A 1676-nucleotide genomic window follows, 5' to 3' on the forward strand; every position below is an offset into this window, starting at 1 on the left:
GGGCGCCAGTGGAGCGTCATTTGCCTGGTACCCGGCTGGAATCCACGCGCTAATGCCTCCTCCGAAAATCCTGAAAAAGTGAGCAGGTCCCGGCCTTTGTGCCGCTTGGCAACGAACGTCCCCTTGCCAGCGCGTCGATAAAGCAAGCCTTCACCGACAAGCGCAAGCACCGCCTGTCGCACCGTACTGCTGCTGAGCTCGTGCTGCTTCATCAACTCCATCTCAGTGGGGAGCTGATCCCCAGGATTGAAGACGCCGCTCTCGATCTGAGACCGGATGATGTCCGCGAGCTGAATATGAAGTGGAGTTCTACCGGGCCGAATCATGCGGTCTCCTCAAGCCGAGATCACGCCTCGGCTGAAGAGATCGCTGAATTCGCGGTCTGGGCCTCCGAGCCATAGGATCAGCCTTCTCGCGCAGCTTGCCGACGACGGTCGAGAGCCTTTCGCCCTGCTGTTCTCAGGCTTGGTGTACGCTCAATGACAGCGTTCGATTTGGGCCGCTGCATCAACTCAATCGCTCGAAGACGACATTGATGTCAGTCATTGCAGCAAGCCGGTATGATCTGCATTCCATGAGATTAATGATCCGAGCCCTATTGCCCTTTAGATAATGCTCATTTGGCTCGCATTGGATGACAGCAGGTCTGATGCACTCGTAGTCAATGGCCTTGACGAGATCGTGATCCAGTCCTTCGCAGTCAATCGACAAGAAATCGATCTTATTGGCATAGGGGGCCAGTAGTTCATTGATTCCGATCGCGCTCACCTCAATATGTTCTCGGATACCCCCTATACCGTCGAAGTCGCCGAAACTTTCAATGTGTGTTTTATCCACAGACGAAAGCTCATGCGCGTTTCCGATGAAGAGCGTGGCAGACGCTTGCGGAGTGGGCAAGACAACGGATCGCACGAGAACGTCTTCCGGGCGCGTAGTCTGGATCAGCGCTTCCAATTCAGGATTGGGTTCAACCAGAACACCGCGCGCGCCTCTTTGGTACATAAGATATGTACTTGAGGTAGAGATGGGGTGATTAGCGCCGATCTCGACATAGAACACACTGGCCCAAGATCTTTGGCTCTTGCACAGTTTTGCAGCCAAGATTCCTTCGACAATAACATCTTCTCCGGCTTGTGCGTAACTAGCCGGCGCGAAGTGCTTGATCCGAGAGTTCGGCAGATTGAGCCTATCGACCTCTTGGTTTATGGACTGGTTTTCGAAGTGGGACAACATAGCTCGACCTCCACTGACGGGACGGGGGCCGCTACGACGGATCGTCGCGACGGCTCTTGCTTGTCATCCCTGCAATCGGCGTGCCACGTGCCGAGGCGGTGCTCCTCACTTGGCAAGAGTGAAACACGCCCGCCCGATGGTATGGCCGCGACACTTTTGTCGGGTTCGCGACATCGGCGCCACCAAGTCAGGCGACTTGCCGAAGTGACGTACAAACAGCGAAACCTGCTGAGAGCGGGTATTGAGCGCTAGACTAGGTTGCGCATCTCCATGTCCTCGCTTATCAGGCAACCTCACGATTGAGTGGAATCAGTTTAAAGGCTGGTTGAGCGTGGGTCCCGCGCCACCGTACGCATCCGGTGAAGACCGCAGACGTGCGCATCCGGCAGCCAGGAGAACCTGAGCACCGGAGTGCTGGGGTCAAGCTTTCTTTGGGGAGACGC

2 protein-coding genes are annotated in these 1676 nt (G+C 55.9%); both read right to left on the reverse strand.

The genetic code is table 11. The features are described from left to right. Positions 1-326, reverse strand: a 326-nt coding sequence (locus NKH98_RS32835) for a GntR family transcriptional regulator (RefSeq protein WP_352904306.1), incomplete at its 3' end; no start/stop codon positions are given. A gap of 181 nt (positions 327-507) precedes the next feature. After that, positions 508-1233, reverse strand: a complete 726-nt coding sequence (locus tag NKH98_RS32840) for an FkbM family methyltransferase (protein ID WP_352904307.1) — start codon at positions 1231-1233, stop codon at positions 508-510. Between the last annotated feature and the right edge of the window lie 443 nt (positions 1234-1676).

The organism is Mesorhizobium sp. M0833 (genome assembly GCF_040319905.1).
Taxonomy (GTDB): Bacteria; Pseudomonadota; Alphaproteobacteria; order Rhizobiales; family Rhizobiaceae; genus Mesorhizobium.